27 protein-coding genes, 1 tRNA gene and 1 pseudogene are annotated in these 25,853 nt (G+C 71.2%); 14 read left to right on the top strand and 15 right to left on the bottom strand.

Annotation, left to right across the window (positions count from 1 at the left end; genetic code table 11):
• Positions 1-5: 5 nt before the first annotated feature.
• Together D8M34_RS10755 and rmuC are read left to right on the top strand one after the other, a co-directional pair.
• Complete coding sequence (locus D8M34_RS10755) at positions 6-599, top strand: exonuclease domain-containing protein (RefSeq protein WP_025103958.1); 594 nt, start codon at positions 6-8, stop codon at positions 597-599.
• Positions 600-650: 51 nt separating this feature from the next.
• On the top strand, positions 651-1,919 hold the full coding sequence (gene rmuC / locus D8M34_RS10750; protein ID WP_126893979.1) for a DNA recombination protein RmuC: 1,269 nt from the start codon (positions 651-653) through the stop codon (positions 1,917-1,919).
• A 36-nt stretch (positions 1,920-1,955) separates the two neighbouring features.
• Here the strand turns inward: rmuC and D8M34_RS10745 are convergent, their stop codons facing one another.
• Positions 1,956-2,243 (bottom strand): hypothetical protein, encoded by a 288-nt coding sequence (locus D8M34_RS10745; protein ID WP_025103956.1) that lies wholly within the window; start codon positions 2,241-2,243, stop codon positions 1,956-1,958.
• Positions 2,244-2,414: 171 nt separating this feature from the next.
• On the bottom strand, positions 2,415-3,401 hold the full coding sequence (gene glpX / locus D8M34_RS10740) for a class II fructose-bisphosphatase (RefSeq protein WP_025103955.1): 987 nt from the start codon (positions 3,399-3,401) through the stop codon (positions 2,415-2,417).
• A 187-nt stretch (positions 3,402-3,588) separates the two neighbouring features.
• On the opposite strand from glpX, the gene fbaA reads away from it, so the two are divergent.
• Positions 3,589-4,617, top strand: coding sequence for a class II fructose-bisphosphate aldolase (gene fbaA / locus D8M34_RS10735; protein WP_025103954.1), 1,029 nt, complete (start codon positions 3,589-3,591; stop codon positions 4,615-4,617).
• Positions 4,618-4,681: 64 nt separating this feature from the next.
• Here the strand turns inward: fbaA and D8M34_RS10730 are convergent, their stop codons facing one another.
• The 3 genes from D8M34_RS10730 to D8M34_RS10720 all read right to left on the bottom strand — a co-directional run bounded on the left by D8M34_RS10730 (position 4,682) and on the right by D8M34_RS10720 (position 7,276).
• Positions 4,682-5,203 (bottom strand): DUF6264 family protein, encoded by a 522-nt coding sequence (locus D8M34_RS10730; RefSeq protein ID WP_126893978.1) that lies wholly within the window; start codon positions 5,201-5,203, stop codon positions 4,682-4,684.
• Between the two features lie 232 nt (positions 5,204-5,435).
• A complete protein-coding gene (locus tag D8M34_RS10725; protein WP_126893977.1) occupies positions 5,436-6,227 on the bottom strand; it encodes an IclR family transcriptional regulator in 792 nt (263 codons plus the stop codon).
• A gap of 2 nt (positions 6,228-6,229) precedes the next feature.
• On the bottom strand, positions 6,230-7,276 hold the full coding sequence (locus tag D8M34_RS10720) for a 4-hydroxy-3-methylbut-2-enyl diphosphate reductase (protein WP_164498174.1): 1,047 nt from the start codon (positions 7,274-7,276) through the stop codon (positions 6,230-6,232).
• Positions 7,277-7,376: 100 nt separating this feature from the next.
• Between D8M34_RS10720 and xseA the strand changes: the two genes are divergently transcribed.
• From xseA to D8M34_RS10695, 5 genes are read left to right on the top strand one after another with little or no spacing between them, the layout of a single operon-like run.
• Complete coding sequence (gene xseA, locus D8M34_RS10715; protein ID WP_062766407.1) at positions 7,377-8,654, top strand: exodeoxyribonuclease VII large subunit; 1,278 nt, start codon at positions 7,377-7,379, stop codon at positions 8,652-8,654.
• A 36-nt stretch (positions 8,655-8,690) separates the two neighbouring features.
• Entirely contained in the window at positions 8,691-8,924 is a 234-nt protein-coding gene (locus D8M34_RS10710; RefSeq protein ID WP_060922691.1) for an exodeoxyribonuclease VII small subunit, read from the top strand.
• Positions 8,921-9,565, top strand: a complete 645-nt coding sequence (locus D8M34_RS10705; protein ID WP_025103948.1) for a DUF4245 family protein — start codon at positions 8,921-8,923, stop codon at positions 9,563-9,565. Before D8M34_RS10710 ends, D8M34_RS10705 begins: the two co-directional genes overlap by 4 nt.
• Positions 9,562-10,236, top strand: a complete 675-nt coding sequence (locus D8M34_RS10700) for a carbonic anhydrase (protein ID WP_025103947.1) — start codon at positions 9,562-9,564, stop codon at positions 10,234-10,236. Before D8M34_RS10705 ends, D8M34_RS10700 begins: the two co-directional genes overlap by 4 nt.
• Positions 10,233-11,627 (top strand): class II fumarate hydratase, encoded by a 1,395-nt coding sequence (locus D8M34_RS10695; protein WP_062633568.1) that lies wholly within the window; start codon positions 10,233-10,235, stop codon positions 11,625-11,627. Before D8M34_RS10700 ends, D8M34_RS10695 begins: the two co-directional genes overlap by 4 nt.
• A gap of 82 nt (positions 11,628-11,709) precedes the next feature.
• Here D8M34_RS10695 and D8M34_RS10690 read toward each other — a convergent pair whose 3' ends face one another.
• The 3 genes from D8M34_RS10690 to D8M34_RS10680 form a co-directional block, all read right to left on the bottom strand.
• On the bottom strand, positions 11,710-13,092 hold the full coding sequence (locus D8M34_RS10690; RefSeq protein ID WP_025103944.1) for a PhoH family protein: 1,383 nt from the start codon (positions 13,090-13,092) through the stop codon (positions 11,710-11,712).
• Between the two features lie 158 nt (positions 13,093-13,250).
• Positions 13,251-14,381, bottom strand: a complete 1,131-nt coding sequence (locus D8M34_RS10685) for an aminotransferase class V-fold PLP-dependent enzyme (protein ID WP_126893976.1) — start codon at positions 14,379-14,381, stop codon at positions 13,251-13,253.
• 33 nt (positions 14,382-14,414) lie between these two features.
• On the bottom strand, positions 14,415-15,194 hold the full coding sequence (locus tag D8M34_RS10680) for an isoprenyl transferase (RefSeq protein ID WP_025103942.1): 780 nt from the start codon (positions 15,192-15,194) through the stop codon (positions 14,415-14,417).
• Positions 15,195-15,290: 96 nt separating this feature from the next.
• On the opposite strand from D8M34_RS10680, the gene trhA reads away from it, so the two are divergent.
• On the top strand, positions 15,291-16,022 hold the full coding sequence (gene trhA / locus D8M34_RS10675) for a PAQR family membrane homeostasis protein TrhA (protein WP_126893975.1): 732 nt from the start codon (positions 15,291-15,293) through the stop codon (positions 16,020-16,022).
• 7 nt (positions 16,023-16,029) lie between these two features.
• Here trhA and D8M34_RS10670 read toward each other — a convergent pair whose 3' ends face one another.
• Positions 16,030-16,317, bottom strand: a complete 288-nt coding sequence (locus tag D8M34_RS10670) for a hypothetical protein (protein ID WP_085606660.1) — start codon at positions 16,315-16,317, stop codon at positions 16,030-16,032.
• Between the two features lie 68 nt (positions 16,318-16,385).
• Between D8M34_RS10670 and D8M34_RS10665 the strand changes: the two genes are divergently transcribed.
• Together D8M34_RS10665 and greA are read left to right on the top strand one after the other, a co-directional pair.
• On the top strand, positions 16,386-16,772 hold the full coding sequence (locus tag D8M34_RS10665; RefSeq protein WP_025103939.1) for a DUF4307 domain-containing protein: 387 nt from the start codon (positions 16,386-16,388) through the stop codon (positions 16,770-16,772).
• Between the two features lie 97 nt (positions 16,773-16,869).
• Positions 16,870-17,361, top strand: a complete 492-nt coding sequence (gene greA, locus D8M34_RS10660; protein ID WP_025103938.1) for a transcription elongation factor GreA — start codon at positions 16,870-16,872, stop codon at positions 17,359-17,361.
• 61 nt (positions 17,362-17,422) lie between these two features.
• Here greA and ilvA read toward each other — a convergent pair whose 3' ends face one another.
• Entirely contained in the window at positions 17,423-18,652 is a 1,230-nt protein-coding gene (gene ilvA / locus D8M34_RS10655; protein ID WP_025103937.1) for a threonine ammonia-lyase, read from the bottom strand.
• Positions 18,649-19,845 carry an AI-2E family transporter gene (locus tag D8M34_RS10650; RefSeq protein WP_126893974.1) on the bottom strand — a complete coding sequence of 399 codons (1,197 nt, stop codon included), beginning with the start codon at positions 19,843-19,845 and terminating at the stop codon, positions 18,649-18,651. Before D8M34_RS10650 ends, ilvA begins: the two co-directional genes overlap by 4 nt.
• A gap of 85 nt (positions 19,846-19,930) precedes the next feature.
• Here D8M34_RS10650 and D8M34_RS10645 point away from each other — a divergent pair, with 85 nt between their 5' ends.
• Together D8M34_RS10645 and D8M34_RS10640 are read left to right on the top strand one after the other, a co-directional pair.
• Entirely contained in the window at positions 19,931-21,190 is a 1,260-nt protein-coding gene (locus tag D8M34_RS10645; protein WP_126893973.1) for a winged helix-turn-helix domain-containing protein, read from the top strand.
• A complete protein-coding gene (locus tag D8M34_RS10640) occupies positions 21,187-22,086 on the top strand; it encodes a hypothetical protein (RefSeq protein ID WP_126893972.1) in 900 nt (299 codons plus the stop codon). The genes D8M34_RS10645 and D8M34_RS10640 overlap by 4 nt, the downstream gene beginning before the upstream one ends.
• Before the next feature lie 9 nt (positions 22,087-22,095).
• Here D8M34_RS10640 and D8M34_RS10635 read toward each other — a convergent pair whose 3' ends face one another.
• The 3 genes from D8M34_RS10635 to D8M34_RS10625 form a co-directional block, all read right to left on the bottom strand.
• Positions 22,096-22,662 (bottom strand): LemA family protein, encoded by a 567-nt coding sequence (locus D8M34_RS10635; RefSeq protein WP_025103933.1) that lies wholly within the window; start codon positions 22,660-22,662, stop codon positions 22,096-22,098.
• An 86-nt stretch (positions 22,663-22,748) separates the two neighbouring features.
• A complete protein-coding gene (locus tag D8M34_RS10630) occupies positions 22,749-24,062 on the bottom strand; it encodes a D-arabinono-1,4-lactone oxidase (protein ID WP_126893971.1) in 1,314 nt (437 codons plus the stop codon).
• Entirely contained in the window at positions 24,059-25,303 is a 1,245-nt protein-coding gene (locus tag D8M34_RS10625; protein ID WP_062633548.1) for an alanine racemase, read from the bottom strand. The genes D8M34_RS10630 and D8M34_RS10625 overlap by 4 nt, the downstream gene beginning before the upstream one ends.
• A gap of 64 nt (positions 25,304-25,367) precedes the next feature.
• Between D8M34_RS10625 and D8M34_RS10620 the strand changes: the two genes are divergently transcribed.
• Positions 25,368-25,440: transfer RNA gene (locus tag D8M34_RS10620), tRNA-Leu, on the top strand.
• Positions 25,441-25,443: 3 nt separating this feature from the next.
• Here the strand turns inward: D8M34_RS10620 and D8M34_RS10615 are convergent.
• Positions 25,444-25,853: pseudogene (locus D8M34_RS10615) on the bottom strand (hypothetical protein); the annotation flags it as partial.

The following is a 25,853-nucleotide window of genomic DNA, read 5'->3' as shown; positions in this document are numbered from 1 at the left end:
AGGACGTGCCACTGGACTTCACTGCGATCGACTTCGAGACCGCGAACTCCAGCCCGGCCTCCGCGTGTTCCGTGGGACTCGTGCGGGTGCGGGACGGGGAGGTCGTCGCCACCGCGAACTGGCTGATCCAGCCCCCGCCCGGCCATGACGAGTTCCAGGAGTGGAACGTCCGCATCCACGGCATCCGCCCCGAGCACGTGCTGTCGGCGGCGACGTGGGTCGATCAGTTCGACCGTCTGTGCGGCTTCGCGGGTGCCGACGTGCTCGTGGCCCACAACGCCGGCTTCGACCTGAACGTCCTGCGACGGGCGACCGAGGTCACGGGTCAGATCTGTCCGCCGTACCGGTCGCTGTGCAGCCTCCAGGTGGCGCGGAAGACCTACCAGCTCGACTCGTACCGTCTGCCGCTCGCCGCCGCGGCGGCCGGGTACGCGGAGTTCTCGCATCACGACGCGCTGGCGGATGCCCTCGCCTGCGCCCAGATCATCGTGGACGCGGCCGCGCGGGCCGGAGCCGCGGATGTCTTCGCGCTCGCCGATGTCCTCGGCCTCCGCGTGACCGAGCCCGCCGTGCCGGCACTGGAGCGCGCCGTCGCCTGACGCACCTCGCGTCCTCCCGGCGATGTCGGACGCCCCCGGCATCATGGAGCCATGGATGCCCTGTCGATCGTTCTCCTGCTCGTGGCCCTCGCCGCGGGCGTCGCTCTCGGGTGGTTACTGCGAGCCGGTCGCAGCGCCGCCGACATCGCACGCACGCAGGCGGAGCTCGCGGCCGCGCGAGACGACCGCGACCGCCAGTACGACCTCTATCGGGACGCGGTCGAGCACGCCCGCACCGAGCAGCGGGCGGAGGCTCAGCGTGTCCAGCAGCAGAACGCCGTCCTGCAGGCTCTGGCACCGGTCCGCGAGAGTCTCCAGCAGATGCAGTCCAAAGTCGCCGCGATCGAGAGCGAGCGTCAGGCGCAGTTCGGCACACTCGCCGAGCAGCTCCGGCGTGCCCAGGAGTCCGATGAAGCGCTCCGCGCGACGACCGAGTCGCTCGCGGGTGCGCTGCGCTCCACGTCCACGCGCGGCGTCTGGGGCGAGACCCAGCTACGGCGCGTCGTCGAGGCGGCGGGGCTGACCAGACACGTCGACTTCGACCTCCAGGCGACGATCACCTCCGACCGCGGCCAGGGACGCCCGGACATGGTCGTCCGCCTTCCGGGCGGCACGTCCATCGCCGTCGACGCGAAGGTGCCCCTCGACGCCTACCTCGAGGCCTCCGCCCTCCCCCTCGGCGACGCCCACGAATCCCAGCGACGCGCCCACATGCAAAAGCACGTCCGCGCCGTCCGCGCCCACGTCGACGCCCTCGCCAAGAAGGCCTACTGGTCGGGCCTCGACGCGAGCCCCGAGTTCGTCATCTGCTTCCTTCCGAGCGAGTCGCTGCTGGCGGCCGCCATCGACGAGGACCCGACGCTGCTCGACTACGCATTCAGCCGTCGCGTGGCCCTCGCCTCTCCGGTCAACCTCTGGGCGGTCCTCAAGACCGTCGCCTACACGTGGACCCAGCAGGAGGTGTCCACCGAGGCCCGGACGCTGCTGGCGCTCGGCACGCAGCTCTACGAGCGCCTCGGCACGCTCGCGGGTCACGCCGACGACCTGCGCCGGGCGATCGAGCGCACGGTCGACAGCTACAACCGCTTCGCAGGATCCCTGGAGTCCCGGGTGCTCGTGACCGCCCGGCAGTTCCCCGGCGTCGATGCGGAGGCCCTGGCACCGGCGTCGCCGATCACCGCGGACGGGCGGCGCTTCACCGCTCCGGAGCTCCTGACCCCGACCGAGGCCGAAGAGGCCGCCGATGCGATGCAGGCCGACGTCGGCGAGGTGCGCGCTCGTCTCGACCACGCCGCCGCGCTCCACGACCGGGAGCAGTGACGACGGGAGCGACCGGATCCTCCGACCGCGGGAGCGTCAGGCGACGCCGGGCACGCCGCTGAGCAGCAGGATGACGAGGCCGCTCGTCGCGAGGAAGGCACCGATCATCCACCAGGCGCTGACCTCGTGCCCCTCGGCGCGACGGACGCGGAACAGCACGTCGGCGCGGCGAGCCGGATCGACGGCCGGCTGAGCGACGGGTGCTGGCGGGGCCACGGCGGCCGCTTCGGCATCGGCACTCACCCGGAGGATGCGTCCGGTATTCGTGGTGATGATCTTCGTCGGCGCGGCGCTCTTCGAGCCGGTCGTGTGCTGCGTTGTCATGCGTTCGCCCTCCTGTGCCTGCGGTGCCTGGCGGCTCCGTCGACGGCGACAAACCCAGTGACAATTGTGACACGGCGGCTCGCCGAACCGGGCCCGACCCGTGCAGGAGGCGATACCGGGTCGGTAACGATGGCGAGAGTCCCCCCCGCGATCATGCCGGCGGGAGAGCCGTCACAGCCACTTCGAGACGAGGTGCTCCGACGCGATGCGGCGCAGCGTTCCGGAGGCTCCGCGCAGCACCACGCTCTCGGTGTACACGTAACCGCGCTCCCGCCGGACCCCGGCCACGAGCTGGCCGTCTGTGACGCCGGTCGCGACGAAGATCGTGTTGTTCCCCTGCACGAGGTCGTCCGCCTCGTAGACCTTGTCCATGTCGAGCCCCGCGTCGATACCGCGCTGGCGCTCGTCGTCATCGCGCGGCCAGAGCCGTCCCTGGATGTGGCCGCCGAGGGCCTTGATCGCACACGCGGTGACGATGCCCTCGGGGCTGCCGCCGATGCCGACGCACATGTCGGTACGGGCGTCGTGGCGGGCGGCGTTGATGCCACCGGCGACGTCGCCGTCGCTCATGAGACGCGTACCGGCACCGGCGTCGCGGATCTCCTGGATGAGCTGCTCGTGCCGCGGGCGGTTGAGCACCGAGACGACGATCTCGTCGACCGGCTTGTCCAGCGCACCGGCGAGCTTGCGGATGTTCTCGCCGATGGGCAGGCGGATGTCGACGACGCCGACACCGGCGGGCCCGGTCACGAGCTTGTCCATGTAGAAGACGCTGGAGGCGTCGAGCATCGTGTCGCGGTCGGACACGGCGATCACCGAGAGCGCGTTCTGCCGGCCGGCTGCGGTCAGCGACGTACCGTCGATCGGGTCGACCGCGATGTCGCACAGCGGGCCGCGCCCCGTGCCGACGACCTCGCCGTTGAACAGCATCGGGGCGTTGTCCTTCTCGCCCTCGCCGATCACCACGCGGCCCTGGAAGTCGACCGTCCCGAGGAACGCCCGCATGGCGTCGACGGCGGCGCCGTCGGCAGCCTCCTTCGCACCGCGACCGATGAACGGAACGGCACGGATCGCCGCCGCCTCGGTCGCGCGCACCAACTCCATCGCGAGGTTACGGTCGGGACGCAGCGGGCTCAGGTCGGCAGTCAGACTCACCATGAGCCCCAGCCTATCCGCGAGCAGGGGATCGATCGGCTCGTTTTCCGCCGGTGCGCGAGGAAGAAATCGCGGTTCTTAACACCACCGAAGGACGGCGCCCACCGACGCGCGACTCCTCCTGCCGGAGCCGGACACCCGCCCCGATAGAGTGGCAGCTGTCCCGGCTTCACCTACCGCAGGAGTTCTCATGCCCGTCGCCACCCCGGATCAGTACGCCGACATGCTCGACCGCGCGAAGGCAGGCGGCTTCGCGTACCCCGCGTTCAACGTCTCCAGCTCGCAGACGATCAACGCCGTCCTCCAGGGCCTGACCGAGGCCGGCTCCGACGGCATCATCCAGGTCACCACCGGTGGCGCCGACTACTTCGCCGGTCACACGGTCAAGGCCCGGGCGACCGGCGCCCTCGCCTTCGCCCGCTACGCCACCGAGGTCGCCAAGAACTACCCGGTCACCGTCGCCCTGCACACGGACCACTGCCCGAAGGACGCTCTCGCGGGCTTCGTCGAGCCGCTCATCGCCGCCTCGGAGGAAGAGGTCAAGGCCGGCCGCAACCCGATCTTCCAGTCCCACATGTGGGACGGCTCGGCCGTGCCGCTCGCGGAGAACATCGAGATCGCCAAGGAGCTGCTCCCCCGCATGAAGGCCATCAACGCCATCCTCGAGGTCGAGATCGGCGTCGTCGGCGGCGAGGAGGACGGCGTGCAGCACGAGGGTTCGAACGAGGCGCTCTACACGACGTTCGCCGACGTGGACCAGGCCGTGCAGGCGCTGGGCCTCGGCGAGCAGGGCCGCTACATCGCCGCGCTCACCTTCGGCAACGTCCACGGCGTGTACAAGCCGGGTGGCGTGAAGCTGCGCCCGGAGCTGCTCGGCGAGATCCAGGCCGAGGTCGCCGCGAAGTACAACACCGGCGAGAAGCCGCTCGACCTCGTCTTCCACGGCGGCTCCGGCTCGACCGATGAGGAGATCGCCCTCGCGGTCGCCAACGGCGTCATCAAGATGAACATCGACACGGACACGCAGTACGCGTACACCCGCGCGATCGCCGACTACATGTTCAAGAACTACGACGGCGTGCTGAAGGTCGACGGCGAGGTCGGCAACAAGAAGCAGTACGACCCGCGCGCCTGGGGCAAGATCGCCGAGTCGGCCATGGCCGCCCGCGTGGTCGAGTCCACCCGCCAGCTGGGATCGTACGGCCAGTCGAAGAGCTGACACCACCAGGCAGACGAAAGGGGCCCGGCATCATGCCGGGCCCCTTTCGTCTGCGTGCTCGGGGTCAACGCACCCCGGTGGCCTGGTCGAGGTAGGCGATGAAGGCCGGGTCGCCCATCATCGGCACGACGAGGCAGAACGAGGCGATGCCCAGCGTGATGACGGCTCCGACGAGCGGGAGCCACCAGGTGAGGCGGCCACGACGCAGGCGACGGATCGACAGGGCCGCCGTGACGCACCAGCCGACCGCCAGCACCACGGCCGCGATCGTGCCCCACGTGCGGCCCGCGGCGTAGTTGGTGAACTCCCCCTCGATGCCCAGCATCCCCATGGTCTGATTCATCACCGGGACGATGTCGAGGTAGGACAGGCCGGTGACGACGACGTTCACGAGGCCATAGGCGAGAAGCGCGATCGTCGCGAAGCGGTCCACCGAGGAGGGGCGCGCCGGAGCAGGAGCCGCGGGCGAGGGGTCCGAGACAGGAGCCGACGGGGCGACCACCTCTGCCACGGGCGGCAGCCCCGCGGCCCTCCGCTGCTCCTCGGGCGTGGCGAGTTCCCCGTAGCGGGGGCGCTGGTCGGTCATCCCGCCATGGTATCGGCCGGTGCTCCGTCGGTCGTTCAGGAAAAGGGACCCAACCGATAGCGGCCCCGGAGAAGTGGGGACTTCTCGGGGCCGCGGACGGAGAGCGCTGGGGACGCTCCTCATCCCGTTCGGTCGCCGGCGCTGGGGACGCCATGGGCGATCAGTAGGGCGTTGTCAGCCACTACGCCTTCGATCATAGATAAGCGACGTGGCGGGCACCAGGGTCACGAATTCAGATGGTGAACTCGGCGTCCGGCCCGTCGGTGTCGAGCGCATCGGCCCCGAGCTGGAGCGACAGCCGACGGGCGGCGCGCTGCAGGTTCGAGACGAGCCGCCGGTTGACCACGGCCTGGTCGGCCGGGAGGGAGACGGCCAGCGATGCCGTCACGCCCGGGGCGATGACCGGGACCGCGACGCAGGTCGCGCCGATCGCGTACTCCTCGCGATCGATCGCCCACCCCGGGGTCTGCTCGAGCTGGGTGAGGAGCGCTGTCCGGTCGCTGATCGTCCGCGGCGTGAGCTCCTCGAGCCGATGACGGGCAAGGTAGTCCAGCCGGTCCTCTTCCGAGAGGGCGGCGAGGATCTGCTTCCCGAGGGCGGTCGCGTGCGCGCTGGCGTGCAGCCCGACCCACAGCTCGATCCGAGGGTTCCGCACGGCGTCCACGATGTCGACGAGGTGGATCTCCCCATCCGCGTACCGCGACAGGTAGGCCGTGGCGCCGACGTCCTCGGTCACTGCGCGCAAGGCGGCGCGCACGCGGGCGAGGAACACGCCTCGGGAGCCGATCTGCTGCTGGAAGGACGGGAACCGGTCCCCCAGCACGAGGCCGTCGGGCTCCGCACTCAGGTACCCCTCGTGCACGAGCGTGCGCACGAGGTTGTAGGTGGTACCCGGCGTCAAGCCCGTGATCGACGAGAGCATCTTCGCCGGCAGGGGGCGCGGGGAGTTCGCGACGATGTCGACCAGGCGGAGAGCGCGTTGCACGGACCCGATGAGGGTCGGCTCCGCCTCCGCGGCGTTCACCGCTACGCACCCCCTCCTGCGGAGGCGCGGCCGCCGAGGGCGCGCGCGTCGCGCTGGCCCGTGGCGTCCTGACGGAGCTCCTTCGGCAGGGAGAACATGAGGTCCTCCTCCGCCGTCTTGACCTCTTCCACGTCGCGATACCCGGCATCGCCGATCGCGTCGAGCACCTCGCGCACGAGCACCTCGGGGACCGACGCGCCGCTGGTGACGCCGACCGTCTCCACGCCGTCGAGCCACTCCTGACGGATCTCCTCGGCGTAGTCCACGCGATAGGCGGCCTTGGCTCCGTACTCCAGCGCGACCTCGACGAGTCGCACGCTGTTGGAGGAGTTGGCGGACCCCACGACGATCACCAGATCAGCACCCTGGGCGACCTTCTTGATGGCGACCTGCCGGTTCTGGGTGGCGTAGCAGATGTCGTCGGACGGCGGGTTGTGCAGCTCGGGGAACCGGGTGCGGAGCCGGTTCACCGTCTCCATGGTCTCGTCCACGGAGAGCGTCGTCTGCGACAGCCACACCACCTTCGAGGGGTCCTTCACCTGCACGGTGTCGGCCTCCTCCGGGGAGTTCACGACGGTGACGTGATCCGGTGCCTCTCCGGCCGTTCCCTCGACCTCCTCGTGCCCGTCGTGGCCGATGAGCAGGATCTCGAAGTCGTCCCGCGCGAAGCGCACGGCCTCGCGGTGGACCTTGGTGACGAGCGGGCAGGTGGCGTCGATCGCGTGCAGGCCACGGTCGGATGCGGCGTTGACGACAGCCGGGGAGACGCCGTGCGCGCTGAAGACGACGTGCGCGCCCTCGGGCACCTCGTCGACCTCCTCGACGAAGATGGCCCCCTTGGCCTCGAGCTCCGTCACGACGTGGATGTTGTGCACGATCTGCTTGCGGACGTAGACGGGGGCGCCGTAGCGCTCGAGCGCCTTCTCCACAGCGACCACGGCGCGGTCCACGCCTGCACAGTAGCCGCGGGGGGCGGCGAGCAGGACGCGCTTGTGTCCGGGCACCGGGTTATCCTGAAGCCGCCCGGCCGCGGCGCGCACTCGTGGGATGCGAGGAGCGGGAAGATGAACGGCAGTCGAAGTCACCCCTCGATTCTACCGTCGTGCGGCTGGGCGGGGCCGGTGAGCGCGCAGGCAGGAACGGGAGCAGATGACAGTCTTCGAAGCGACGACGGGACCGGGCGAGACCCCGCCGGCGGATGCCGTCGCCCCGCGCGACTCCACGGCCCAGGCACCGACGTCGGTCGCCCGACTGAACGCCACCATCCGCGACTTCGTGGCGCGATGGAACACGGTGTGGGTCGAGGGCGAGATCACGTCCTGGAACGTGCGCGCCGGAAACGTCTTCGCCCGCCTCAAGGACACCCGGTCCGACGCGCAGATCTCCATCCGCGTCTGGTCGAGCGTGCGCGGCCGCATCCCCGCCGACCTGGGCGTGGGCGATCACGTGGTCGCCGCCGTGAAGGCCGACTACTTCGTCCGCTCCGGGGACTTCAGCTTCGCGGTCTCGGCCATGAAGCACGTCGGGCTCGGCGACCAGCTCGAGCGCCTGGAGCGGCTGCGGGTGCAGCTCCGCCAGGAGGGCCTCTTCGATCCCGCACGCAAGAAGCGCCTGCCGTTCCTCCCCCATGTCATCGGACTCATCACCGGCGAGCGCTCCGACGCCGAGAAGGACGTGCACCGCAACGCCGAGCTGCGCTGGCCGCAGGTGCGGTTCAAGACCGCGTACGCCGCGGTGCAGGGCGATCGCTGCGTGCCGGACACGCTGGCGGCTCTCGCCCGTCTGGACGCCGACCCCGAGGTCGACGTCATCATCATCGCTCGCGGCGGCGGCGACCCGCAGACCCTCCTCGGCTTCAGCGACGAACGCCTCGTCCGAGCCGTGGCCGCCGCCTCCACACCGGTGGTCAGCGCCATCGGCCATGAGAACGACCACCCCCTCCTCGACGACGTCGCCGATCTCCGCGCCTCGACGCCGACCGATGCCGCCAAGCGCGTCGTCCCCGACGTCGGGGAGCAACGCGCACTCATCGCGCAGCTGCGGTCCCGGGCCACCACCCGCCTCACGCAGCGCCTCACGCACGACATCGCCCAGCTCGAGCAGCTGCGGTCCCGGCCGGTGCTGCGCTCGCCCGATCCGATCATCGACAGCCGTGCGCAGGAGACCTTCCTGCTTCTCGCTCGCGGTCGCGACGCGGTCACCCGGCAGCTCGACGACGCCGGCCGGCGGACCGGTGAACTGCGCGCCTCGCTGCGCGCCCTCTCCCCCGCCGCCACTCTGGCCCGCGGTTACGCGATCGCGCATCTGGAGGGCGGCGTCATCCTCCGCGATGCGGCCGATGCGCCTGCGGGCAGCGCGCTCACCCTCACGGTGGACCGAGGGTCGCTCGCGGTGCGCTCGGAGGGCGAGATCGCGGAAGGCGCCTGAGCGGGCGGCGTCCGGGGCACGACGTAGGATGGAGGAGTGAGCGCCGTGAACGACACCCCTGTGGACACGCTGTCGTTCGAGGCGGCCCGTGACGAGCTCGTCCGGGTCGTCGCCGAGCTCGAACAGGGGGCGCCCACCCTCGAGCACTCACTCGCGCTCTGGGAGCGCGGCGAGGCCCTGGCCGCCCGCTGCGAGGAGTGGCTGCTCGGCGCGAAGCGTCGCCTCGAAGCCGCGCGCACCGCCACCACCGACGAGAGCGACGCGTCATGAGCAAGGGTCCCGCGATCAACGCCGACCTCGGTCGACCGGAGACGCCCGACGAGACCGCCGCACGCAAGGCCGCGTCGAGCAAGGCCTACCGGTCGAGCCAGACCGTCCGCAACCTCGTCGCCGCGCTCGTGGTGACCCTCGCGGTCGTCGTCGTCATCATCGCGCTCGTCCCCCGGGGCGAGCCGGTCGCGGCGAAGCCGATCGACGTCGCCGCCATCGCCGCGGACGTCGAGTCGTCCATGGGCAGCCCGGCGATCGTCCCCGAGACGGACGACTTCTGGCGGGTGAACGCCGCTGAGCTCCAGAGCGGAGCCCCCGTCGTCTGGGAGGTCACCCTCGCCCCCGCGGCCCAGGACGAGCGCGGGTTCATCAAGCTCGCCCAGGCCTTCGACGCCGACGCCTCGTGGGCCCCGCAGCGCCTGAACGGCGTCGCCCCGACCGACACCATCCGCATCGGCGGCCGGGAGTGGGACGTCTATCGGCCCGGGTCCGCCGGCGCGGAGGCGAACGTCACCTATGCCCTCGGCACCCAGGCCGGCGACGACTACGTGCTTCTCTACGGCTCCCGCTCGGCCGACTCCACCGCCGAGCTCGCGGAGTCGCTCATCCCCCAGATCCGCACCGTCTCGGAGGCCCGATGACCCACCCGCTGACCCCCGCCGCCGCCTGGAAGCAGATGCAGGACGGCAACCGTCGCTTCGTCCGCGACGAGCCCCAGCACCCGAACCAGAACGTCGACCGCCGCAAGGACCTCACCGCGGCCCAGCACCCCGTCGCGACGCTGTTCGGCTGCTCGGACTCCCGCCTGGCCGCCGAGATCATCTTCGACCTCGGCCTCGGCGACCTCTTCGTCGTGCGCAACGCCGGGCAGGTGATCGGCGAGTCGATCGTGGCGAGCCTGGAGTACGCGGTCGCCGTCCTCGAGGTGCCGCTCATCGTGGTCCTCGCACACGACTCCTGCGGTGCGGTGCGCGCCGCCATCGACGGGACCGCCATCGATGCCGACCCGCTCCCCCCGCACATCTGGAAGCTCATCGCGCCGATCGTCCCTGCCGCGCGCAAGGTCCTCGCGGAGAGCGGCGGCGGCACGGTGGCCGACATCGATGCGGAGCTCGTCGGACGCGAGCACCTGCGCAACACCGTCAACGACCTGCTGCAGTCGTCCGAGATCATCAGCAACGCCGTCGCCGAAGGCCGTCTCGGCATCGTCGGCGCCAACTATCGTCTGGCCGAGGGTGAGGCAGCGCCCGTCATCACGGTCGGCATCGAAGCCGAGGGGATCGACCCCGCAACCAAGGAGGGTTCGGAATGACCGACACCGAGTACCGCATCGAACACGACACCATGGGTGAGGTGCGAGTGCCCGTGAACGCGCTCTACGGGGCGCAGACGCAGCGCGCCGTGGAGAACTTCCCGATCTCCGGCAAGGGCCTGGAGTCGACGCAGATCGCCGCACTCGCGCGCATCAAGAAGGCCGCCGCGCTGGCGAACAAGGAGCTCGGCACGCTCGACGGCGCCATCGCCGACGCGATCGCCCAGGCCGCCGACCAGGTCGCCGCGGGCAGCCACGACGGCGAGTTCCCGGTCGACACCTACCAGACCGGCTCCGGCACCTCGTCGAACATGAACATGAACGAGGTCCTGGCGACGCTCGCGAGCCGCATCCTCGGCTCGACCGTGCACCCCAACGACCACGTGAACGCCTCGCAGTCGTCGAACGACGTGTTCCCCACCTCGGTGCACATCGCGGTCACGCAGGCGCTCATCGACACCCTGATCCCGGCGCTCGACCACCTCGCCGTCGCGCTCGAGGCCAAGGCGGAGCTCTGGAAGGACGCGGTCAAGTCCGGCCGCACGCACCTCATGGACGCGACGCCCGTCACGCTCGGCCAGGAGTTCGGCGGCTACGCCCGCCAGATCCGCCTGGGCATCGAGCGCGTGCAGTCGGCGCTCCCCCGCGTGGCCGAGGTGCCTCTGGGCGGCACGGCCGTCGGCACCGGCATCAACACGCCGCTCGGCTTCCCGCAGAAGGTCATCGAGCTGCTCGCGGCCGAGACCGAGCTGCCCATCACCGAGGCGAAGGACCACTTCGAGGCGCAGGCGAACCGCGACGGTCTCGTCGAGGCCTCCGGCGCGCTCCGCACCATCGCCGTGTCGCTCACGAAGATCAACAACGACCTGCGCTGGATGGGTTCCGGCCCGAACACCGGTCTCGGCGAGCTGCACATCCCCGACCTGCAGCCGGGATCCTCGATCATGCCGGGCAAGGTGAACCCCGTCGTTCCCGAGGCCGTGCTCATGGTGTGCGCGCGCGTCATCGGCAACGACGCCACGGTCGCCTGGGCCGGCGCCTCCGGTTCGTTCGAGCTGAACGTCGCCATCCCGGTCATGGGCACCGCGCTGCTCGAGTCGATCCGTCTGCTGTCGAACGCCTCCCGGGTGCTCGCCGACAAGACCATCGACGGCCTGCAGGCGAACCTCGACCGCGCCGCCGCCTTCGCGGGCATGAGCCCGTCGATCGTGACGCCGCTGAACAAGCTGATCGGCTACGAGGCCGCCGCGAAGATCGCCAAGCACTCCGTCGCCAAGGGCATCACGGTGCGCGACGCCGTGATCGACCTCGGCTACGTCGAGCGCGGTGAGCTCACGCTGGAGCAGCTGGACGAGAAGCTCGACCTCCTGTCGATGACCCACCCGGGCTGATCCACACCCGACACGGATGCCGCGAGGACCTCGGTCCTCGCGGCATCCGTCGTCTCCGGCCCCGTCCCGTGCAGGTGACGGGTCAGCTGAGTTCGCCGCCCTCCAGGAGGTCGGTGACGAGAGCGGCGATGGCGGAGCGCTCCGAGCGGGTCAGGGTGACGTGGCCGAAGAGACCGTGTCCCTTGAGGGTCTCGATGACGCTCGCGATACCGTCGTGCCGGCCGACGCGGAGGTTGTCGCGCTGCCCGACGTCGTGGGTGAGGATCACGCGCGAGTTCTGGCCCATGCGGCTGAGCACCGTGAGCAGCACGTTCCGCTCCAGGGACTGCGCCTCGTCCACGATCACGAACGCGTCGTGCAGGGACCGTCCCCGGATGTGGGTGAGGGGCATCACCTCCAGGAGCCCGCGCTCGACCACCTCGTCGATGACGTTCCCCGAGACCACGGAGCCGAGGGTGTCGTACACCGCCTGACCCCAGGGGTTCATCTTCTCGCCCTGGTCGCCCGGCAGGTACCCGAGCTCCTGGCCGCCCACGGCGAACAGCGGGCGGAAGACGATGATCTTCTTCTGCTGCTGGCGCTCCAGCACGGCCTCCAGCCCCGCGCACAGTGCGAGCGCCGACTTGCCGGTACCCGCGCGCCCGCCCAGGGACACGATGCCCACCTCGGGGTCGAGGAGCAGGTCGATCGCGATGCGCTGCTCGGCGGAGCGCCCGTGCATGCCGAAGATGTCCCGGTCACCGCGGACGAGCCGGAACTCGCCGTCACCGGTGACCCGACCCAGGGCGGACCCGCGCTCGGAGTGGATGATGAGGCCCGTGTTGACGGGAAGCCCGTGCACGTCCTCGCTGAGCCCGACCTCGCTCTCGTAGAGGTCGCTGATGTCGTCGCCGGAGAGATCGAGGGCGGCGATGCCGGTCCAGCCCGAGTCCACGGCCTGCTCCGCGAGGTACTCCTCGGCACGCAGCCCGAGGGACGCGGCCTTCACCCGCATCGGCAGGTCCTTCGAGACGATGGTCACGTCCTGGCCGTCCTGCGCGAGGTGCATCGCGACGGAGAGGATGCGGCTGTCGTTGTCGCTGAGGCGGATGCCGGCCGGGAGGACCGAGAGGTCGGCGTTGCCCAGCTCGACGCGGAGCGTGCCCCCCTCGCCGACCTCCACCGGGAAGTCGAGGCGGCCGTGCTCGACGCGGAGATCGTCGAGGTGCCGCAGCGCCTGGCGGGCGAAGTACCCGATCTCCGGGTCGTGCCGCTTGCCCTCGAGCTCGGTGATGACGACGACCGGGAGCACCACGGAATGCTCCGCGAACCGGAAGAGCGCCTGCGGATCGCTCAGCAGGACCGAGGTGTCGAGGACGTAGGTGCGCAGATCCTGAGCGGGTTCTGCGGCCGCGGCCTGACTCGGCGTCTGACGGGTGGACTGCTGCGCGGTGCTGGTGGACTGCTGCGCTGTACGTGTGGTCACGACCCACTCCCGACCCGGGGATTCCCGGCTATTCGAACGAGTCGACCAGGGGGTCACGAGTCGCGAACCTGAGGCCGACCCGACCGGGCGCCTTGCCCGATGCCTTGAAGGTACGGCCGCCCGAGGGTCTTTCCCGGCCTCGACACGCCAGCGATTCGTTACGGGACGATGAACGATTCCCTGCCGAAGGCCCCGAGCGCTTCGTCGAGCAGGCCGAGGGTCTCGGCGTCGGTTCCGGCGTGCGGCGCGATGCGGATGGATCCGCCCCGAGCGGTGACGACGAGACCGGCGTTGGCGAGAGCCGCGGCGAGCCGCGCCGGTTCCTCCGGTGCGAGTGCGACGATCCCGGCGCGTTCGGTGCGCTCGCGTGGGGAGACGACGGCGATCCCGTGGTGGTCGGCCGTGGCGATGACCGCGTCCACCTGCGCGGACAGCCGCTCCTCGATCGCCGCGACCCCGGCGTCCCTGACGTCCCGAGCGCCGATCGCGAGCCGGCCGGCGGCGAGCGTGTCCGGCATGCTGATCGTGTAGGCCCGCGCGTCCGGTGCCGGGGCCGGGCGCTCGTCGACGACCAGCCCGGTCGCCGCCGTCCCCGTGATGCCGGAGAGCACGGGCACGATCCGTTCACGCGCCCGCGGCGAGAACCAGGCGAACCCGGTGCCCCGGCCCGCGCGCAGCCACTTGTAGCCGTGCCCGACGACGACGTCCGCGACGCTGTAGTCGGCGTCGATCACGCCGAAGGACTGCACGGCGTCGACGATGAGGAGGCGGTCCGGGCCGAGGACGTCCCGCAGCGCGGGGAGGTCGACCCGGTACCCGGTGCGGAAGTCGACGTGGCTGACGGCCAGGGCCACGACATCGTCGTCGAGGACGGCGGCGATGTCGTCGGGGGTGACGCGTCCGTCGTCGGGCGAGATCCAGCGGGGCGTGACCGCGTGCTGTGACGCGGCCGCCGCGCGCTCCAGGGTGAGGCTCACGCTCGGGAACTCCGCCGTGCTCGCGACGACCGCGCCGGAGACCCCGTAGAGCGCGTGCATGAGGCCGTGCGTCGACGACGGCTGCAGCGTGACCTCCGCGGCCTCGGCCCCGAGGAGCTCGGCGACGACCTCCTGCGCCTGTCCGATCCGCTCCCCCACGAGCGCCAGCGACGACGGCCGGCCGTTCCCGAGGAGGTCCGCGTCGGCGAAGACCTCGGCACGGACGGAAGGCGACACGGGGCCGAATGCTGCCCAGTTCAGATAGCCGGGCTCCGCGTCGAACGTGCTCAGGTAGTCGTCGAAAGCGCTCACTGCGTCATTGTGCCACGCCCCGCGGCTCCCGGATCAGCGACCGAAGCGGCGGTCGCGGTCGGCGTAGTCGCGGATCGCGCGGAGGAAGTCGACCTGTCGCAGATCGGGCCCGAGCGCCTCGACGAAGTAGAACTCGCTGTGCGCGCTCTGCCACAGCAGGAAGTCGCTCAGCCGCTGCTCGCCGCTCGTGCGGATCACGAGGTCCGGATCGGGCTGGCCGCCCGTGTAGAGGTGCTCCCCGATCATCTCCGGAGTGAGCTGCGCCGCGAGGTCCTCCAGCGTCCCGCCCGATGCCTCGTGTGTGGTGATGATGCTGCGCACCGCGTCGACGATCTCGTTCCGGCCGCCGTACCCGACCGCGAGGTTCACGTGCAGGCCGGTGTGGTCCTTCGTGCGCTCCTCCGCATCGGCGAGCACGCGCGCCAGCTCCGCGGGGAGGATGTCGGAGCGGCCGACGTGCTTGACCCGCCAGTTGCCCTTCTGGGACAGCGCCTCGGCGAGCTCCGCGATGATCTCGATGAGGTCGGCGAGCTCGGCCGAGTCCCGTTTGCGGAGGTTGTCGCTGGAGAGGAGGTAGAGCGAGACCACACGCACACCGAGTTCGTCGCACCAGCCGAGGAACTCCTGCATCTTGGCGGCGCCTGCACGGTGCCCTTCGGCCGGGGTATCGAATCCGAGCTGGCGCGCCCACCGGCGGTTGCCGTCGATCATCATGGCGACGTGGTGCGGAACCGAGGCCGGATCGAGGTGGCGACGCAGCCGGCTGGTGTACAGCCGGTACAGCGGTCCCCGTCCCGGGCTCTCGCGTGACATCACCCACCTACGCTACCCTGCCCCGCCCGTCCGCGCCGGTGCAGAACCTGGGGACATGTACGGAGACGGGCATGCGCTCCCGCCTAGAGTGAGCACGTGAGCACTTCCGACCAGACCGGCGCCGACCTCCCGAAGCTGCCGCTGCTCGAAGCGGCCGCCGCCGACGCGGCGACCGAGATCAAACCGACCTGGCGCGGGTGGATCCACGCCGGCACGTTCCCCGTCGCGATCGCCGCAGGCATCGTCCTCGTCACCCTGTCCCAAGGAGCGGCGGCCAAGTGGGCGGCGGTGGTCTTCATGGCCACCTCGCTGCTGCTGTTCGGGAACTCCGCCCTGTACCACCGTTTCAACTGGCGGCCCCGGGTGAAGGGCATCCTCAAGCGGATCGACCACGCCAACATCCTGCTGCTCATCGCCGGCACGTACACCCCGCTCGCGACCCTGGCGCTGCCGCCGGCCAAGGGCGTCCTGCTGCTGACCCTGGTCTGGGGCGGGGCCCTGCTCGGCATCCTCTTCCGCGTGTTCTGGATCCATGCGCCGCGCTGGCTCTACGTCGCGCTGTATCTGCTGCTCGGCTGGGCCGCGGTGATGTACATCGTCGACCTGCTCCAGGCCAACGTCGCCATGATGGTGCTCGTGATCGTCGGCGGTCTGCTCTACACGGGCGGCGCCATCGTCTACGCGCTGAAGAAGCCGAACCCGTGGCCGGGCCACTTCGGCTTCCACGAGATCTTCCACGTGTGCACGGTCCTGGCCTTCCTGTGCCACTGGACCGCGTGCCTGCTGATCGCCCTGCACCCGCTCTCGCCGTCGCTCGGCGCGCCCTGAGCGGGGGTCAGCGCTCGCGCGGCTCCTCGTCGGGCGCGGCCGGTGCGTCCGGTGCGGTGCGGCCGTCGTCCGCGGCGTTCTCGGCGGCGCGGGCGGCCTCTTCCGCGTCGAGCTCCTCGCGGACCTCTTCCCGGTACCGCACGCGGCGGATCCGGCGGTTCATGTCCCAGATCAGCAGGATCACGGCGACGAGCACGATGACGATCACCGCGAAGCCCGCGAAGCCCGGCGTGACCGACTCCGGGGCCACCGTCATCGACGGTGTCGGCATCGGGGTCTCGGAGAGGAAGCGCATGAATCGGCCTTTCGTACGCAGGTCGCATAACCTGGTATCACCAGCCTAACGACCGGAAGACCCCACCTGTGACGACCGCCCTCCAGCTCGACGAACGCTATGGCCGCACCCGCCGCCGCCGGTGGCCGTGGTTCCTCGCCGGGGCCGTCGCGCTCCTCCTCCTCGCGGCCCTCGCGTGGTCCATCGTCGGCCAGTCGCTGAGCTCGGTCGACGCCGATGATCTGGGCTTCGAGCTCGTGGACGAGCACGCCGTCGACGTGCGCTTCCAGGTGACCGGCGTCCAGGGCAAGGACGTCGTGTGCGTGCTCGAGGCCCTCGACGAGGAGTTCGGCGTCGTGGGCTGGAAGATCGTGGAGATCCCGGCGGGAGACGCCCATGCGCTCACCCGTGCGGAGCGCATCCCGACCGTCGCGGAGGCCACGACAGGTTTGGTGAACACCTGCTGGGTCGCCTAGACTGATGCCAGACAGACGACGCCCCGGCACCGTGCCGGGGCGTCTTGGCATATCCCCCGCGGCATCTCGGCGGGATCCCGATAGAAGGAGCTTCGTCATGTCCACCGATGCTCAGGTCCCCTTCCTCACGCAGGAAGCCTACGACCGGCTCGTCGCCGAGCTGGAACACCTCTCCACCGTCGGTCGCGACGAGATCGCCAAGCGCATCGAGGCGGCCCGCGAGGAGGGCGACCTCAAGGAGAACGGCGGCTACCACGCGGCGAAGGACGAGCAGGGCAAGCAGGAGGCGCGCATCCGCACCCTGGAGGCGCTGCTGAAGACCGCCAAGGTCGGCGAGGCCCCTGCCAGCCGGGGCATCGTCGAGCCGGGCACCGTCGTGACCGCGATCGTCGCGGGCGGCGAGGAGGTCTTCCTCCTCGGCAGCCGCGAGATCGCCGCCGCCGGCAGCGACCTCGACGTCTACAGCGAGGCCAGCCCGCTGGGCCAGGCGATCCTCGGCCTCAAGGTCGGCGAGTCCTCGTCGTACGAGGCGCCGAACGGCCGCTCGATCAGCGTCGAGATCGTGAAGGTGGAGACCTACACGGGCTGACGCCCCCTCACGAGACGCCCCCTCGACCGCCACGGTCGAGGGGGTGTCTCGCGTCCGGGGGTCAGTCCTGGACGACGATGGGTGCGAAGCCCGCGCGACGGAGGGTGTCGAGCGTGTGGGCCGAGTGGTCCGCGCCGCGGGTCTCGACGCTGAGCTCGAGGATGACCTCGCTGATCTGCAGTCCGTGGCCGTGACGCGTGTGCATCGCCTCGATGACGTTCGCTCCCGCCTCCGCGATGAGCTCGGACACGCGGGCCAGCTGGCCGGGACGGTCCGGCAGCGGGATGCGGATCGTCAGGTACCGCCCCGAGGCGGCGAGGCCGTGGGACACCACGCGCTGCAGCAGGAGCGGGTCGATGTTGCCGCCCGACAGCACGGCCATCGTCGTGCCGGTCGCCGACACACGTCCGGAGAGGATCGCGGCGACGCCCGCGGCTCCGGCGGGCTCCACGACGACCTTGGCCTGCTCCAGGAGGACGAGCATGGCGCGCGCGAGGTCATCGTCCGAGACGGTCACCACCTCGTCGACGAGGTCCTTGATGATCTCGAACGGCACAGCTCCCGGGCGCGCGACGAGGATGCCGTCGGCGATGGTCGGGCGCGTGACGATGTCGACCGGTTCCCCGGCCGCGAGCGACGGCGGCACCGCGGCCGCGTTCTCCGCCTGGACGCCGATCACGCGGATCGTCCGCCCGAGCTCGGCGGCCTTGGCCTTGACCGCGGCGGCGACGCCGGCGATCAGTCCTCCCCCGCCGATGCCGAGGACGACGGTGTCGATCTCGGGCGCATCCTCCAGCAGCTCCAGACCGAGGGTGCCTTGCCCGATCACGATGTCCCGGTGGTCGAACGGGTGGATGAGGACGGCGCCGGTGCGTTCCGCGAACTCGGCGGCCAGGCGCAGCGACGTGGCGACGGTCTCCCCCTCGAGCACCACCTCGGCCCCGTAGCCGCGGGTGGCGAGGAGCTTCGGCACGGGGACCCCGAGCGGCATGAAGATCGTCGCGGGGATTCCGAGCGCCTGGGCGGCCAGAGCGACGCCCTGCGCGTGGTTCCCGGCCGAGGCCGCCACGACGCCACGGGAGCGCTCCTCCGCGCTGAGCCGGGAGAGCCGGTACGCCGCGCCGCGGATCTTGAAGGACCCCGTGCGCTGCAGGTTCTCCATCTTCAGCAGCACGGGGGCACCGAGCGCGTCGGACAGCGCCCGAGAGGGCAGCGTCGGGGTGTGCGAGATCACCTCAGCCAGACTTCGAGCCGCGTCCTGGAACTCGGTCAGGCTGGGGACTGCGCTCATCGATTCCTCCGTCTCCGCTCGCGCGGAACTGTGCTCCAGATCAGATCTCCACTCGGCCCGACGCCGGTGCGCCAGGATCCCGAGCTGATGGTCACCGCCGCCACGTTCACGAACGCGGCCAGTGGGACGGCGAACAGGGCACCCGGGATGCCCGCGATCATCGCGCCGCCCGCGACCACGAGGACGACGGCGAGGGGGTGCACCTTGACGGCGGAGCCCATCATGATCGGCTGCAGGATGTGGCCCTCGATCTGCTGGACGGCGAGGACGACGACGAGCATCCAGAGGGCGATCCACGGCCCGTTGTAGACGAGCGCGAGGAAGACGGCCACGGCACCGGTCACCACCGCACCGACGATGGGGATGAACGAGCCGAGGAACACGAGAACGGCGACGGGCAGCGCGAGCGGGACCTGGAGCAGGAAGGCGCCGAGGCCGATGCCGATCGCGTCGATCGTCGCCACGAAGAGCTGCGTCCTGGCGTAGTTGACGATCGTCGTCCAGCCGTTGCGCGCGGCGCCGTCGACGGCGGGGCGGGCCTTCCGGGGGAAGATGCGCAGGGTCCAGCGCCAGATGCCGGCGCCGTCGGCGAGGAGGCAGATGAGGATGAACAGCGACAGCAGCGCGCCGGTGGCGACGTGCCCGACGGTCGTCCCGATCGCGAGGGCCCCCGTCCAGAGGACCTGCGCCTGCTCGCTGATGACGTCGAGGCCCTGCTGCAGGTAGTTCGCGATCTGCGTGTCCGACAGGTTCAGCGGACCGTCGTGCAGCCACACCTGGAACTGGTCGAAGGCCTCGGTCGTGCGCTGCTGCACGTCCGGGAGCTGGGCGCGCACCTGCCAGACCACGAGCCACATCAGCCCGGTGACGATGGCGATCGTGCCGATGAGGGAGACAGCGATCGCGAGCCAGCGCGGGAATCCGTGACGCAGCATCCAGGAGAACGCCGGCCACAGCAGGGCGGTGATGAGGATGCCCACCATCAGCGGGATGACGAGGAGCTTGAGCAGCATCACCAGCCAGATGAAGACGCCGGCCGCCGCCGCGACGAGCAGCAGGCGCCAGGCGTAGCTCGCCGTGATGCGCAGGGGCAGCGGCACCGCCTCGTCGGCTTCTGTGGTCACGGTCCGATCGGTCACCACGGGGCGCGGACGGAACAGATCGCGCAGCCGGGGTCGCTGGTCCTCGCTCATCGCCTCAGTCTACGGTCATGCCGTATGCCGTTCGACGCATCCTGCACGCCACAACGATGTCGGAGAGCGGGGATACGCTGGCGGCGTGACCGACACCCTCAGTCCCGCCCAGGCACGACGGATCGCCCTCGCCGCTCAGGGCTTCACCCGCGCACGCCCGGCCACCGTCTCCGGTCGCCATCTGCACCGGGTGATGGACCGGCTCGGCGTGCTGCAGATCGACTCGGTCAACGTGTTCGCCCGGTCGCACTACGTCCCGCTGTTCTCCCGGCTCGGCGCCTACGATCCCGCACTCCTCGACCGCCTCTTCCTGTCGCGCACGACGCACTATGTGGAGTACCTCGCCCACGAGGCGACCTTCATCCCCGTCGAGGACTGGCCCCTGTGGCGGTTCCGCATGGACGACTTCCGGCGGCGCTGGTCCGCGGAGGACTCCTGGCTCCGAACGAACGCCCGGACGGTGCAGTGGGTGCAGGACGAGCTCCGTGCGCGCGGACCGCTCCGCCCGGTCGACCTCCGTGCCGACGCCCCGCGCGAGCGCGGCACCTGGTGGGACTGGGACGAGGTCAAGCTCGCCCTCGAGCATCTGTGGCGCACGGGCGACGTCGCTGTGAGCGGGCGCCGGGGGTTCGAGCGCACCTACGCCCTCGCCGAGCAGGTCATCCCCGAGCGCATCCGGTCCCGCGAGATCCCGCGCGAGGACGCCGTCCGCGAGCTCGTCCGACGCGCCGCTCGGTCCAGCGGCGTCGGGACGGTGGCCGACCTGGCCGACTATTACCGCCTCCGCGACCGTGCCGCGGTGACCGGGGCGATCGCCGACCTCGTCGACGCCGGGGAAGTGCAGCCCGTGACCGTCCGCGGCTGGGAGCGGGGTGGCCGGCCCCTCCCCGCCTGGCGGCATCGCGACGCAGTTCTTCCGCGCCGGGTCGAGACCGCCGCCCTGCTGACTCCGTTCGATCCGGTGGTGTGGTTCCGGGAACGCGCGCTGCGGGCTTTCGAGCTCGACTACCGCATCGAGATCTACGTGCCGGCGGCGAAGCGCCGCTACGGCTACTACTCGCTGCCCGTGCTCGTCGGCGACCGGATCGTGGCGCGGGTCGACCTCAAGGCCGACCGCGGCACGTCCACGCTGCAGGTGCAGTCGGCGTGGTGGGAGCCGCAGGCGCGTCCCGGCGACGCCGAGGCGATCGCGGCGGAGCTCCTCCGCGCCGCGCGGTGGCAGGGTCTCGAACAGGTGTCGGTCTCCGGATGGGGCGATGCGACCGCTGCCGTCCACACCGCGCTCGCCTCCACCGCCCCGGACACGGTGCGTCGTCACGTCCACGTCCGGGAGGCCGTCGCGTGAGCCGTCGTCGCTGGTGGCTCCTGGGCGGTGTCGTCGTGGCCGTCGCTGTCGCGGGGGCGGTGTGGTGGGGGCTGTCCGCGCTCCGCTCGCCGACCGCGGAGGACGCAGCGCTGGCCTATCTCCGGGCGCTGGAGTCGGGCGATCCCGAGGCGGTCGCGGCGACGGGGACCGCGGTGTCCGACGCCGCCCTCACCGCGTTCGCCGGAGCCTCGTCGACCATCGCGGACGCCGAGGTCACCGCTGTGCGTGAGGGAGACGGTGACGCGTCCGCGACGGTGCGCTTCCGACTCGACGGGGACGAGCACCAGGCGCGCGTCCGGCTGACGCCGGAGAGCGGCCGCTGGACCGTCGACGCCTCCGGACTCGGTGCCCTCCGCGCCACGACGACGATCGGGACGGCGGTCCAGGTCGGCGATGCGGTCCTCCCGGTGACCGAAGACACCGCTCTGCTCCCTGGCGTGTACCCGGTCGCGGCCGCGCCGCGGGCGCTGCTGGCCGGCACGACCGAGGCCGTCGTCCTCCCCGGCGACGACGCCACCGCACGCGTGACCGCCGAACTCCGCCCGGAGGCGACGGAGGCCGCGCAGACGCAGCTCGACGGCTACCTGGAGACCTGCACCGCCGAGGGCCACGCGATTCCCGACAACTGCGGCATCCGGATCCCGTGGGGCACGGAGTTCCGGGACGTCTCCCACGTGGCGTTCCGCGTCGAGCGGTTCCCTGCGGTGACGCTCTCCGCCGGCGGGTTCACCGCGGACGACGGCATCCTCGAGGCGACCGTTACCGGCACCGGCCAGGACGGCGCCGCGCGCACCGTCACCTACCGCAGCACCGCGTGGAGCGTGCGCGGTGGCGTGGATATCACCGCAGACGAACTCGCCCTCACCGTGTGGTGAGGGCGAGGATCAGAACTGCACGCGCGGCGGCTCGGAAATGGCGCCGCTGTCGGCGACCTCGAAGAACTCGCGCTCGGTGAAGCCGAGTCCCTTGGCGAAGAGGTTGTTGGGGAACACCTTGATCTTGGTGTTGAGCTCGCGGACGCCGCCGTTGTAGAAGCGCCGCGCGGCCTGGATCTTGTCCTCGGTGTCGACGAGGGCCTGCTGCAGCTGGAGGAAGTTCTGGCTGGCCTGCAGCTGCGGGTAGGCCTCGGCCACCGCGAAGAGGCTGCGCAGGGCCTGCTGCAGGTGCCCCTCGGCGATCCCCGCCTCGCCGGGGCTGCCGGCGGAGAGGGTCTCGGCGCGGGCGCGGGTGACGTTCTCGAACACCGCCTTCTCGTGCGAGGCGTAGCCCTTGACCGTCTCGATGAGATTCGGGATGAGGTCGGCTCGGCGCTTGAGCTGGACGGTGATGCCGCTCCAGGCTTCGTCCACGCGGACGTTCAGCTGCACCAGCGAGTTGTACGTCGCCCAGAGATAGACGCCGACGAGCAGGATCACCCCGACGACGATCAGTACCGGCACGAGCCATTCCATCAGTGCCCCACCCTTTCCCGTATTTCTCTCATCCTAGACGCGGTGCCTGCACGTGGACTGGGGATGCGACGGACCAGCGCCCCCGATCAGCGTCCCAGCACCCGCTCCAGATAGCGGTTCGTGAAGCGGCGATCCGGATCGAGGCGGTCGCGCAGCGCCACGAAGTCGTCGAAGCGGGGGTAGCTCTCCCGCAGCGTCTCCCTGGTCATGGTGTGCAGCTTGCCCCAGTGCGGGCGGCCGCCGTGGGCCCGCATGATCTCCTCGACCGCACCGAAGTACGCCGTCGGGTCCGCGCGCCAGTACCGGTGCACCGCGATGTAGGCGCTGGGGCGGCCGTACGCGGTGGAGAGCCAGCGGTCGTCGGCGGCAGCGAAGCGCACCTCCACGGGGAACTCGATCCGCCAGCCGCGCTCGGCGATGAGCTCCTGGAGGGCGCGGAACGCGGGCACCACCTCGGCCGCCGGCAGCGCGTACTCCATCTCGCGGAAGCGCACGGTCCGGCTCTGGGTGAGCACGCGATTCGAGAGGTCGGTGTACTCACGGTCGCCGGTGAGCCGCACCGCGAGCCGGTTGAACGGCGGCGTGATCGCCGGCACCGCCTGTCCCGCCGCGCAGACGACGCGATAGACGCCGTTCGCGAGCAGGGTCTCATCCACCCACCGGCCCACGACCGGGAGCGGCCTCCGTCGCGTCGATTCCGGCAGACGCGACTGCCGCTTGGTGAGCGCGACGTCGGTATGCGGGAACCAGTAGAACTCGAAATGGTCGGCGGCGGGGACGCGTTCGTCGATCGTGCCGAGCACCTCGTCCAGCGGCAGCGGCTCGTCGACCGCATGCATCACGAACGTGGGCACGCACTGCAGGGTGACCTCGACGATGATGCCGAGCGCGCCCAGCCCCAGAGCGACCGCGGGCAGGAGCTCCGGACTGTGCGCCTCGTCGATGCGGAGGAACTCCCCGTCGGCGGTGATGAGGGTCACCCCGACGACCTGGGTGGCGAGTCCGCCGAAACCGGCGCCGGTGCCGTGCGTGCCCGTGGAGATCGCACCGGCGATGGACTGGCGGTCGATGTCGCCGAGGTTCTCCATCGCGAGGCCGTAGCGGGCGAGCAGCCCGGGGATGCGGTGCAGCCGGGTACCGGCGAGGAGCGTGACCCGTCCGCTCGCGACGTCCGCGGACACGAGCCCCTGCAGGTCGTCCAGTTCCAGGAGCACACCGGGGGCGATGGCGATCCCGGTGAAGCTGTGACCGGCGCCGACGGCTTTGACCGTGAGCCCCTGTCGCACCGCTGCCCGCACCGCACGCTGCACGCCCTCGGGGCTGCGCGGGCGCTCGACCCGCACGGGGCGCACGGACGCCGACCGGCCCCAGTTCTGCCAGGTGCCGCCGATTCTCGTCACAGGAACGCCTTCCCCTCGCCGCGGTACGTCGGCAGCTCGTCCACGACCTCGTCGCCGGACACGAGCTGGTACGCGGCGATGCGCTCGGCCGGCTCGCCGCTCTTGGCGTGACGGAACCAGACACGATCGCCGACGCCGAGCGTCGCCGCTGTCGGCCCCTGCAGCGGCGTCTGCACCTCGCCGGCAGCCTCTCGCGGAAGCGTGCGGAGGTTCGCCGGCCACACCGGGCGCGGCTGTCGCGAGGCCAGCGCCGGACCCGAGGCGATCCAGCCGCCGCCCAGCACCGTGGCGATGTCGGCAGCGGGACGGCGCACGACGTCGAAGGCGAAGGCCGCGGCCGGCGCCGGGTGGAAGGACCGGTACCCGTCGAACAAATGTCCGCCGAGCAGACCGCTGCCCGCGCTGGCCTCGGTGAGCGACTCGTCGCTGCCGCTGAACTCCAGGGATCCGGTGCCCCCGCCGTTGAGGAACTCGAGCGGCGTCACGGCGCCGACCGCGGCGACGATCGCCGCCCTTCGCTCCCGCAGCTCCTCGCGCGAGCGGGCCTGGACGCGACGGATCAGCGGTCCATCGGGACCGGCATCGCCCTGTCCTGCGATCTGGGCGTCGTACATCTGCAGCCCCACGAGGCGGAAGCCGGGGCGTGCGACGACCGTCCGCGCGAACGCGGCGACCTCCCCGGCGGAGAAGAGGGCCGATCGGCGGACGCCGATGTGACCGAGCAGCGCGGATCGCCAGGACGCGTCGACGTCGATGGCCACGCGAAGCTCGGGGCGCGCGGACGGGGCCACCACGCTGTCGACGAGGTCCAGGTGCACGGGGTCGTCGATCATGAGCGTGATGCGCTGCGCCGCCTGCTCGTCGGCGCACAGCCGTTCGATGCCCGCGCGGTCCACGGTCGGGTAGCCGAGGACGATGTCGTCGTGGGTCTCCGCGAGCCAGAGCGCCTCCTCCAGCGTGAACGCGAGGATCCCGCGGAAACCCGGGAGTCGCAGCACGGCATCCAGGACCGCACGCACCCGCACCGACTTCGACGCCACGCGGATCGGCAGACCGCCGGCACGGACGAGCAGATCCATGGCGTTGTAGCGCAGCGCTTCGCGATCGATAACCGCCACGGGCGCCGGAAGGTGCCCGGTCGCGGCCGACAGGCGCGGCCAGTAGCGGCCCGGGTCCTCCCATTCGGGGGCGACCGCGGGGCCACCCGGGACGGGGCTCAGTTCGTCGGTGAGGTCGAGCACTCCCCCACCCTACGGCCTGAGCCCCGCCGGGTCACGACCCCGCCGACGATAGGCTGGCGGCGCAGCCCCCGTAGCCCAATGGCAGAGGCAGGCGACTTAAAATCGCCTCAGTCTGGGTTCGAGTCCCAGCGGGGGCACCGTCAGCGGCCGAGGATGTCGCCGATCCCGGGGATACCGAGATCGCCGAGCCGCTCCCCCCAGCCGGTCGCCGTCTCGCCGAGACCCGAGACGGCCTCGCCGGCCGAGCCGAGCATCTCGTCGGCGCCGCCGGCCAGCGCGTCGATGTCGACGCCGGAGGCGAGCGCATCCAGGTCGATGCCCTGCGCCAGCGCGTCGAAGTCCACCCCGAGCCCCGCCGCCTGTTCCAGGAGCGGTGCGGCCACGGTGCTCACGACGGCTCCGCCGGCCACCACGCCGAGGAGACCGACCGCCGCGCCTCCGGCACCCACGCCGTTCCCCGCCGAGCTCATCGTGCGGGAGTCGACCGTCGGGCGCTGAACCCCCGGGTCAGGCCGAGGGGTGGCCGACCACACCCTTCCGGAGGAGTGCG

The sequence above is a fragment of the Microbacterium sp. HSID17254 genome (assembly GCF_003989315.1).
GTDB lineage: Bacteria > Actinomycetota > Actinomycetes > Actinomycetales > Microbacteriaceae > Microbacterium.
The sequence above is the reverse complement of the archived record's forward strand: the minus strand, read 5'-3'. Positions and strand labels throughout refer to the sequence as shown.

What these genes read in the sequence shown, in the direction of transcription:
- glpX (WP_025103955.1), bottom strand. Translation starts at nt 3,401, where the DNA reads ATGGTGAGTCTGACTGCCGACCTGAGCCCGCTGCGTCCCGACCGTAAC.
- D8M34_RS10745 (WP_025103956.1), bottom strand. Translation starts at nt 2,243, where the DNA reads ATGACAACGCAGCACACGACCGGCTCGAAGAGCGCCGCGCCGACGAAG.
- ilvA (WP_025103937.1), bottom strand. Translation starts at nt 18,652, where the DNA reads ATGAGCGCAGTCCCCAGCCTGACCGAGTTCCAGGACGCGGCTCGAAGT.
- D8M34_RS10635 (WP_025103933.1), bottom strand. Translation starts at nt 22,662, where the DNA reads ATGGAATGGCTCGTGCCGGTACTGATCGTCGTCGGGGTGATCCTGCTC.
- D8M34_RS10705 (WP_025103948.1), top strand. Translation starts at nt 8,921, where the DNA reads ATGAGCAAGGGTCCCGCGATCAACGCCGACCTCGGTCGACCGGAGACG.
- D8M34_RS10670 (WP_085606660.1), bottom strand. Translation starts at nt 16,317, where the DNA reads ATGCGCTTCCTCTCCGAGACCCCGATGCCGACACCGTCGATGACGGTG.
- D8M34_RS10680 (WP_025103942.1), bottom strand. Translation starts at nt 15,194, where the DNA reads ATGTCACGCGAGAGCCCGGGACGGGGACCGCTGTACCGGCTGTACACC.
- D8M34_RS10700 (WP_025103947.1), top strand. Translation starts at nt 9,562, where the DNA reads ATGACCCACCCGCTGACCCCCGCCGCCGCCTGGAAGCAGATGCAGGAC.
- D8M34_RS10730 (WP_126893978.1), bottom strand. Translation starts at nt 5,203, where the DNA reads ATGACCGACCAGCGCCCCCGCTACGGGGAACTCGCCACGCCCGAGGAG.
- D8M34_RS10695 (WP_062633568.1), top strand. Translation starts at nt 10,233, where the DNA reads ATGACCGACACCGAGTACCGCATCGAACACGACACCATGGGTGAGGTG.
- rmuC (WP_126893979.1), top strand. Translation starts at nt 651, where the DNA reads ATGGATGCCCTGTCGATCGTTCTCCTGCTCGTGGCCCTCGCCGCGGGC.
- fbaA (WP_025103954.1), top strand. Translation starts at nt 3,589, where the DNA reads ATGCCCGTCGCCACCCCGGATCAGTACGCCGACATGCTCGACCGCGCG.
- greA (WP_025103938.1), top strand. Translation starts at nt 16,870, where the DNA reads ATGTCCACCGATGCTCAGGTCCCCTTCCTCACGCAGGAAGCCTACGAC.
- xseA (WP_062766407.1), top strand. Translation starts at nt 7,377, where the DNA reads ATGACAGTCTTCGAAGCGACGACGGGACCGGGCGAGACCCCGCCGGCG.
- D8M34_RS10650 (WP_126893974.1), bottom strand. Translation starts at nt 19,845, where the DNA reads ATGAGCGAGGACCAGCGACCCCGGCTGCGCGATCTGTTCCGTCCGCGC.